The sequence below is a fragment of the Mesorhizobium sp. M7A.F.Ca.CA.003.01.2.1 genome, from assembly GCF_003998945.1.
GTDB lineage: Bacteria > Pseudomonadota > Alphaproteobacteria > Rhizobiales > Rhizobiaceae > Mesorhizobium > Mesorhizobium ciceri.
Map to the genome: position 1 here is coordinate 1 of NZ_RZRA01000123.1, position 8,314 is coordinate 8,314.

An 8,314-nucleotide genomic window follows, 5' to 3' on the forward strand; every position below is an offset into this window, starting at 1 on the left:
GCATAGAGCGTATCGAAGCTGTCCTTCAAATAGGCAAAGAACTGGTCGCCCGAGTTGAAACCTTGCGGCGTGGCGAACCGCATGTCGTTGGCGTCGAGCGTATAGGGGATGATGAGCTGCGCGCCGCCCTCATGCTCGAACCAGTACGGCAGCTCGTCGTCATAGGTGTCCGACACATAGTCGAAGCCGCCTTCTTCCGCCACAATCCGCACCGTGTTGATCGATGTGCGACCCGTATACCAGCCGGTCGGGCGCGCGCCGGTCACTTCGTAGTGCAGCTTGATCGCCGCCTCGAGGTCGCGGCGCTCATCCTCGGCGCTGTGGTCGCGGTAGTCGATCCATCTTAAGCCGTGCGAAGCGATCTCCCAGCCGGCGTCCTGCATGGCCGCTACCTGATCCGGCGAACGGGCGAGCGCTGTGGCGACGCCGTAGCAGGTGATCGGCACTTGCGACTCGGTGAACAGCCGGAGCAGCCGCCAGAAGCCGGCGCGGGCGCCGTATTCGTAGATGGATTCCATGTTCCAGTGGCGTTGACCCACCCAGGGTGCCGCGCCGACGATTTCCGACAGGAAGGCTTCGGACGCCTTGTCGCCATGCAACACGCAGTTTTCGCCGCCTTCCTCGTAATTGACGACGAACTGCACGGCGACATGTGCACCGCCAGGCCATTTCGGGTCCGGCGGATTGGCTCCGTAGCCACGCATGTCTCTGCTGTAACGCATCGTCCCTCCCGCCGGGCACGGCCCGAAGTATGATCAGAATATCGAAAGGGTGCTTCTCGCATTCCCCCGAAAATTTTTGAAAGTGTTTTTGTCGCACTCCGCTCGACCGGGACTTATGCATCGCCTTTAATTGGCGCACAATTCACTGTTGATACTTGACCGTACCGGGCCAATTCGCTCGTACCGGAAATGGGAGGCGGCCAATGGCAGAAACGTCGAAAGCCGACGGCGGGCGTCTGACGACCCATGTCCTCGACACGGCGACCGGCAAGCCGGCGGCGGGACTGTCGATCGCGCTCTATCACCTCGAGGGCAAGGCGCGGACACATCTGAAGACCGTTCTCACCAATGCCGACGGCCGTTGCGACAAGCCGCTGCTCGCCGGCGCGGAATTCCGCACCGGCGAATACGAACTGGTCTTCGCCGCCGGCGACTATTTGCGCCAGCAGGGGTTGAGCCTGCCGAAACCGGCCTTTCTCGATGTGATACCGATCCGCTTCGGCATGGCCGAGCCTGTGCATTATCATGTGCCACTGCTGGTCTCGCCCTACGGTTACTCGACCTACAGGGGGAGCTGAGGCATGACCAAAATTAGCATCCGCAACGAAATCCGCTTCATTCTCAATGGCAGGGATGTGGCGCTTTCGTCGGTGGCACCCGACGCGACCTTGCTCGACTGGCTGCGGCTCGACCGTTCGCTGCGCGGCACCAAGGAAGGGTGTGCCGAGGGAGACTGCGGTGCCTGCACCGTGCTGGTCGGCAAGCTGTCGGAGGGCGGCTTGGTCTATGAAAGCGTCAATGCCTGCATCCGCTTCCTCGGCTCGCTCGACGGCACACACGTCGTAACGGTCGAGCATCTGCGTGGCGGGCCAGGCCAGTTGCATCCGGTGCAGCAGGCGATGGTCGATTTCCACGGCTCGCAATGCGGCTTCTGCACGCCCGGCTTCGTCATGTCGCTCTATGGCTTGTGGATGAAGTCGCCTGATCCCTCGAACGCGGATGTCGAAAAAGCTTTGCAAGGCAATCTCTGCCGCTGCACCGGCTATGAGGCGATCATGCGCGCCGCGCATGCCATCTCCAGCTACGGCAAGGCGGCAAAGGACCCGCTGGCCACGGAACGCAAGGCGATCACCGCGAGGCTCGAGGCCATGCGTGACGGCGCCCGGGTCGAGATCGGAACCGGCAAGGCGCGGCTGGTCGTGCCGGCCGATGTCGACGATTTCGCCGCCGTGCTGGACAAGGAACCCGGCGCTACCATCGTGGCCGGCTCGACCGATGTCGGCCTGTGGGTGACCAAGCACATGCGCGATATTTCACCGGCCATTTTCATCGGCGATCTCGACGGGCTTTGCACCATCTCGGAAGACAAGGGCGTCATTTCGATCGGCGCCGGCGTCACCTACACTGACGCCTTCGCGACATTGGCGAAGCGCATCCCGGCGTTGGGGCCATTGTTCGATCGCATCGGCGGCGAACAGGTGCGCAACATGGGCACCATCGGCGGCAACATCGCCAACGGCTCGCCGATCGGAGATACGCCACCGCCATTGATCGCGCTTGGCGCAAGTCTCACCTTTCGCAAGGGCAAGAAGCAGCGGACGATCCCGTTGGAAACCTTCTTCATCGCCTACGGCAAACAGGATCGGCAGCCGGGTGAATTCGTCGAGGCCGTGCATGTGTCGGTGCCGGCCAAGGAAACGAAGTTTGCCGTCTACAAGATCACCAAGCGTCGCGACGAGGACATTACCGCGGCCCTTGGCGCGTTTTTCCTGAATCTGGCCAAGGACGGCACGGTGGCGGAGGTGCGCATCGCCTATGGCGGCATGGCGGCGACGCCGAAGCGGGCGTCTTCCGTCGAAAAAGCGCTGTTCGGCAAGCCATGGACCGAACAGACGGTTGAAGCGGCGATGGCCGAATATGCCAGGGATTTCACCCCGCTGACCGACATGCGGGCCTCGGCCGAATATCGCGCCCTGGCAGCGAAAAACCTGCTGCTGCGCTTTTTTGCCGAGAGCAGCGGCACCAGAGAGCCGGTCCAGGTTTCAAGGCACGAGGCGGCATGATGAACAAGCACGCTGCCCCCAACCTCAAGGCTGAAAAGATCGCTGGCGGCGTCGCCACCGATCAGCGCCACGATTCCGCGCACAAACATGTCAGCGGTACCGCCGTCTACATCGACGACATGCCGGAACCATCAGGCACGCTGCATGGCTGCCTAGGGCTTTCCGGTGCCACGCATGCCACCATCACCAGCATGGATCTCTCGGCGGTGCGTACAGCGCCCGGCGTTGTCGACGTGCTGACGGCCAGTGACGTGCCGGGCGAAAACGACATTTCGCCGACCGGCCGCCACGACGAGCCGGTGCTTGCCGACGGCAAGGTGCAATTCTACGGCCAGCCTATCTTCTGCGTTATTGCGCAAACTCGCGAGCAGGCGCGCCGCGCCACAAGATTGGCAAAGGTCGAATACAAGGAATTGCCTTTCGTCACCGACATCGGCGCGCTCGATCCGAAGAAGGACAAGCTCGTCACGCCGCCTCTCACTCTGAAGCGCGGCGATGCCGCTACGGCGATCCGTCAGGCGCCGCGCCGGCTAAAGGGAAGAATGCGCATCGGCGGCCAGGAACACTTCTACCTCGAAGGCCATATCGCCATGGCCGTTCCTGGCGAGGATCAGGACGTCACCATCTATTCCTCGACCCAGCATCCAAGCGAAGTCCAGCACATGGTCAGCCATGCGCTCGGCGTGCCGAGCAATGCCGTCACGGTGGAAATCCGCCGCATGGGAGGCGGCTTCGGCGGCAAGGAAACGCAGGGAAATCAGTTTGCCGCATTGGCCGCGATCGCCGCGAAGAAGCACCACCGCGCCGTGAAGATCCGGCCCGACCGCGACGACGACATGATCGCCACCGGAAAGCGTCATGATTTCCTCGTCGATTACGAGGTCGGCTTCGATGACGAGGGCAACATCCTCGGCGTCGATTTCATGTTCGCGGCGCGCTGCGGTTTTTCGTCGGACCTTTCCGGCCCGGTAACCGATCGCGCGCTGTTCCATTGCGACAACACTTATTTCTGGCCGGCTGTGCATGCGCAGTCGGCGCCGCTCTACACCAACACCGTGTCGAACACCGCCTTTCGTGGTTTCGGCGGCCCGCAAGGCATGGTCGGCGCCGAGCGCGTCATCGACGAGGTGGCCTTTGCCGTCGGCAAGGATCCGCTCGAAATCCGCAAGAAGAATTTCTACGGCACCAGTAGCGAGGGGGGCCGCAACATCACGCCCTACCACCAGACGGTCGAGGATAACATCATCCAGCGCATCGTCGCCGAGCTTGAGCAAAGCGCGAGCTATGCGCGGCGGCGGCGTGAAATATCGGCCTTCAATGCCAACAGCCGTTTCATCAAGCGGGGCCTGGCTCTGACGCCGGTCAAGTTCGGCATCTCGTTCACCGCCACGCATTACAATCAGGCCGGCGCGCTGGTGCATGTCTACACCGACGGTTCGGTGCACCTGAACCATGGCGGAACCGAGATGGGGCAGGGCCTCTACGTCAAGGTGGCGCAGGTGGTGGCGGAAGAGTTCCAGATCGATCTCGACCAGGTGAAGATCACCGCGACAACGACTGGCAAGGTGCCGAACACTTCGGCTACGGCAGCGTCGTCCGGCTCCGACCTCAACGGCATGGCGGCGCAGAATGGCGCGCGCCAGATCAAGGATCGGCTGACCGATTTCGCCGCCGAAAAATATCAGGTGCCGCGTGATCAGGTGCTGTTCCTGCCCAACCGGGTGCGTATCGGCAACCAGGAAATCGCCTTCGCCGACCTCGTCAAGCAGGCCTATATGGCCCGCATCCAGCTGTCGGCGGCTGGTTTCTACAAGACGCCGAAAATCCACTGGAACCGCGACAAGGGCGAGGGCCGCCCCTTCTATTATTTCGCCTATGGCGCCTCGTGCTCGGAAGTCTCGGTCGACACGCTGACCGGCGAATACATGGTCGAGCGTACCGATATTCTCCATGACTGTGGCCGCTCGCTGAACCGGGCGATCGATATCGGCCAGATCGAAGGCGGCTTCATCCAGGGCATGGGCTGGCTGACGACGGAAGAACTGTGGTGGGACGCCAAGGGCCGGCTGCGCACGCATGCACCGTCGACCTACAAGATCCCGCTCGCCTCCGACCGGCCGAAGATCTTCAATGTCACCTTGGCCGACTGGCCGGAAGCCGGCGAGCCAACCATCCACCGCTCCAAGGCGGTCGGCGAGCCGCCGTTCCCGCTCGGCATGTCGGTGCTGCATGCGCTATCGGACGCGGTGGCCAGTGTCGCCGACAACAGGATCTGCCCGCGCCTCGATGCTCCGGCGACCCCGGAGCGGGTTCTGATGGCGATCGAGCGGCTGAAGAAAGAGGCCGGCGCCTGAATCCGGCCCCAGGGTCGGCAATGCGTGCAATCCGGGCCGAAAAAACCTATATTTCCCATTCGGGAACGTGAACCATGAACTCGAAAGTGCAAAGCCTGAAAGCCTTTCTCGCCAGCGCCGGTCGGGTTGCCGTGGTCGAAGTGGCCGGAACAAAAGGCTCGACGCCACGCGAGAAGGGCGCCTTCATGCTCGTCTCGCCGACGGCGATCTTTGGCACCATCGGCGGCGGTCAGCTCGAATATATGGCGATCGACAAGGCCAGGCAGATGTTGGGCAAAGAAGCCCGCATCGAGGTTGACGAAGTCTGCGCCACCCTAGACGTCCCGCTGGGTCCCGAGATCGGCCAATGCTGCGGCGGGCGCGTCGAAGTCTTGATCCGGCTCGTCGATGCTGCGCTTGCCGGCGACCTGGTTGCGGCCGCCGAAGCCGAAGAGGCGCACCTGCCGTACGTCTACATCTTCGGTGGCGGCCATGTCGGCCAGGCGCTGGCATCGGCGATCGCACTTCTTCCCGTGCACGGCGTCGTCATCGAGACGCGGGCCGAAGCACTGGAAGGCATGCCCGAAACCATCGAGACACGGCTGACAGCTATGCCGGAAGCGATGGTGCGGAATGCCCCCGCCGGCGCCGCCTTCGCCATCCTGACCCACGATCATGCGCTGGATTTCCTGATCGTCGCGGAAGCGCTGAAACGCGGTGACACCGCCTATGTCGGCATGATCGGCTCGAAGACGAAGAAAGCGACGTTCAGGACCTGGTTCCTGAAATCGGCGGACGGCAGCCAGGCCGAGTTTGCCCGCCTCGTCTCGCCAATTGGCGGCGACACCGTCAAGGACAAGCGCCCTCAGGTCATCGCGGCGCTGGCTGCGGCCGAGATCATGACGGCGTTGGTCAATCACAACGCAGCCTTAAATGCCGACCATCAAATTCCGCATGGCAAGGTGATGGCAAGCTAAGCTGCGCCGCAGCTAAACCGGCCGTTTCAAACCCAGATGGTCGCGCAGCGTGCGGCCCTGGTATTCCGTCCGGAACAGTCCGCGCCGCTGCAACTCCGGCACGACGAGCGTGGCAAAGGCATCGAGTTCCCCGGGGAAATATGAGGGCATGACGTTGAAACCGTCGGCCGCGCTGCCCTCGAACCGCGCCTGCAGTTCGTCGGCGACTTGGGCCGCTGTGCCGACGATGCGCCAATGGCCCCGCGCGCCGGCAAAATGCCGGGCGAGCTGGCGGATGGAGAGGCCGTCGCGGCGCGATTGCTCGATGACCAGCGCTTGCCTGCTCTTCATCCCCTCGCTCTCCGGCAGTTCCGGCAGTGGCCCATCGATCGGATAGCGCCACAGATCGGAGATGCTGAGATAGCTGGACAGCAGCGCCACGCCGACATCGTCGGGGATCAGCTCCTGCAATTCCTCGTATTTTTCACGGGCCTCCGCTTCGGTCTCCGCCACCACCGGTGCGACGCCCGGCATGATCTTGATGTCGTCCGGCTCGCGCCCATAGGCCGCCAGACGTCCTTTGAGATCGTCATAGAAGGCCTTGGCTTCCTCGAAGGTCTGCGCCGCCGTGAACACCACATCGGCGGTGCGGGCGGCAAGGTCGCGGCCGACATCCGAGGCGCCGGCCTGAACCATCACCGGCGCGCCCTGCGGCGAGCGCGGCAGGTCGAGCGGATCGCGAACCGAAAAGCTCTGGCCGTTATGGCCGGAAGCCTTGCCGTGCCACAGGCCGGTCACCACCTCGGCGAACTCGCGCGCCCGTTCGTAGCGGTCGGCATGGGGCTTGAGGCCCGTCGCGCCGAAATTGGCTGCTTCGATGGGGCTGGCCGAGGTGACCAGATTCCAGCCGGCCCGGCCGCCGCTCAGATGGTCGATCGACAGGAAGGTTCGTGCCAGCCCATAGGGCTCGTTGTAGCTTGTCGACGCTGTCGAGACGAGGCCGATGCGGCTGGTCTGGACGGCGAGCGCCGAGAGCAGGCTGATCGGCTCGAAACCGATCGAGCGCGACGTCTGGCTGGCAATGCCGATATTGGCTTCACGCAGGCCGGCGGCGTCCTCGCAGAACACCATGTCGAACTTCGCCGCCTCCGCCGTGCGCGCCAGCTGGATGTAATGATCGATGTCTATGCCGGCGGTGACGTGCGCCTTGGGGTGGCGCCAGGCGGCGATGTGATGACCTGTCGCCCACAGAAAGGCGCCGAGCTTCATCTGGCGGGCAGTCATTGGTCACCTCCGCCGGCAAGCCCGAGATGCGAGCGCAACGTTTTTCCGCGATAGTTCTCTCGAAACAAGCCACGCCGCCGCAGCGCCGGCAAGACCAGATCGACGAAATCGTCGAGCGCAGAAAGCTGTGCCGGCATCAGGATGTTGAACCCGTCGCAGCCTCTCGCCCGGAATTCCTTTTCCAGCCTCTCGGCGACGGCAGCCGGCTTACTATCGGCGATAAGCGCGACGTTCGTCAGCACTTTCACAGCATCCGGATCGCGTCCGCACGCCGTGACACGGCGCCTGATATCGTCATAGCGTTCGGTCGCGCCCTCCACCAGTCCGCCGTCCAGCAGGATGACATCGGCGGTGCGAGTGGCAATATCGAAGTCGGATTCCTGCAGGCCCGACAAGACGAGCACTGGCGTATCCTGCGGCGACCGGGCGACGTTCAGCGGTCCGCGCACGGAAAAGAATTCGCCCTTGTGCTCCAGCAGGTGCATCTTTTCGGGGTCGTGGAAGCGGCCGCCGCCCTGGTCGAACAGCAGGGCGTCCGCATCCCAGCCCTGCCACAGACCTTGCACGATGCCGATATATTCCTCACTGCGACGGCGGAAATCGTTAGGCGAAAATCCTTCGGGCCGGCTGAAATTGGCTGCTTCCCGTGGCGCTTGCGTCATGGTTGCGTTCCAGCCACTGCGGCCGTGGCTGATAACGTCGAGCGAAGCGAAACGGCGTGCCAGATTGTAGGGTTGGTGGGCAATTGTCGAGGCAGCGGCAACCAAGCCGATCCTGCTTGTGACAGTCGCCAGAGCGGCCAGCAAGGTCGTCGCTTCGAAGGGCATCCGTTTGTTCGCGGCTTCGCTTTCGGACGCTGGCGCGGCATCGGCAAGCAGCACCATGTCCAGCCCGGCTGCTTCAGCCTTTTGCACGAAACCAGCCAGGCGGCTGAATTCCAACCCAGTCTCGAGTGA

7 protein-coding genes are annotated in these 8,314 nt (G+C 63.2%); 4 read left to right on the plus strand and 3 right to left on the minus strand.

Going from position 1 to position 8,314, the window contains the following annotated elements:
• Positions 1 to 722, minus strand: a 722-nt coding sequence (gene puuE / locus EN969_RS07770) for an allantoinase PuuE (protein ID WP_127419058.1), incomplete at its 3' end; no start/stop codon positions are given.
• Between the two features lie 203 nt (positions 723 to 925).
• Here puuE and uraH point away from each other — a divergent pair.
• From uraH to xdhC, 4 genes are all read left to right on the plus strand, one after another.
• Positions 926 to 1,300: a hydroxyisourate hydrolase gene (uraH, locus tag EN969_RS07775; RefSeq protein ID WP_013528242.1), complete on the plus strand. Its 375-nt coding sequence runs from the start codon at positions 926 to 928 to the stop codon at positions 1,298 to 1,300.
• Between the two features lie 3 nt (positions 1,301 to 1,303).
• Positions 1,304 to 2,785: a xanthine dehydrogenase small subunit gene (gene xdhA / locus EN969_RS07780; protein ID WP_127419059.1), complete on the plus strand. Its 1,482-nt coding sequence runs from the start codon at positions 1,304 to 1,306 to the stop codon at positions 2,783 to 2,785.
• On the plus strand, positions 2,785 to 5,139 hold the full coding sequence (gene xdhB / locus EN969_RS07785) for a xanthine dehydrogenase molybdopterin binding subunit (RefSeq protein WP_063169823.1): 2,355 nt from the start codon (positions 2,785 to 2,787) through the stop codon (positions 5,137 to 5,139). Before xdhA ends, xdhB begins: the two co-directional genes overlap by 1 nt.
• A gap of 74 nt (positions 5,140 to 5,213) precedes the next feature.
• Positions 5,214 to 6,095: a xanthine dehydrogenase accessory protein XdhC gene (xdhC, locus tag EN969_RS07790; RefSeq protein WP_063169824.1), complete on the plus strand. Its 882-nt coding sequence runs from the start codon at positions 5,214 to 5,216 to the stop codon at positions 6,093 to 6,095.
• A 12-nt stretch (positions 6,096 to 6,107) separates the two neighbouring features.
• On the opposite strand, the gene EN969_RS07795 is transcribed toward xdhC, so the two are convergent.
• Together EN969_RS07795 and EN969_RS07800 are read right to left on the minus strand one after the other, a co-directional pair.
• Positions 6,108 to 7,358: an LLM class flavin-dependent oxidoreductase gene (locus tag EN969_RS07795; protein ID WP_063169825.1), complete on the minus strand. Its 1,251-nt coding sequence runs from the start codon at positions 7,356 to 7,358 to the stop codon at positions 6,108 to 6,110.
• Positions 7,355 to 8,299: an LLM class flavin-dependent oxidoreductase gene (locus tag EN969_RS07800; protein WP_245467425.1), complete on the minus strand. Its 945-nt coding sequence runs from the start codon at positions 8,297 to 8,299 to the stop codon at positions 7,355 to 7,357. Before EN969_RS07800 ends, EN969_RS07795 begins: the two co-directional genes overlap by 4 nt.
• Between the last annotated feature and the right edge of the window lie 15 nt (positions 8,300 to 8,314).

Excerpts from the sequence above, each read along its gene's own strand:
- uraH (WP_013528242.1), top strand. The coding sequence starts at position 926 with ATGGCAGAAACGTCGAAAGCCGACGGCGGGCGTCTGACGACCCATGTC.
- xdhA (WP_127419059.1), top strand. The coding sequence starts at position 1,304 with ATGACCAAAATTAGCATCCGCAACGAAATCCGCTTCATTCTCAATGGC.
- xdhB (WP_063169823.1), top strand. The coding sequence starts at position 2,785 with ATGAACAAGCACGCTGCCCCCAACCTCAAGGCTGAAAAGATCGCTGGC.
- xdhC (WP_063169824.1), top strand. The coding sequence starts at position 5,214 with ATGAACTCGAAAGTGCAAAGCCTGAAAGCCTTTCTCGCCAGCGCCGGT.
- EN969_RS07795 (WP_063169825.1), bottom strand. The coding sequence starts at position 7,358 with ATGACTGCCCGCCAGATGAAGCTCGGCGCCTTTCTGTGGGCGACAGGT.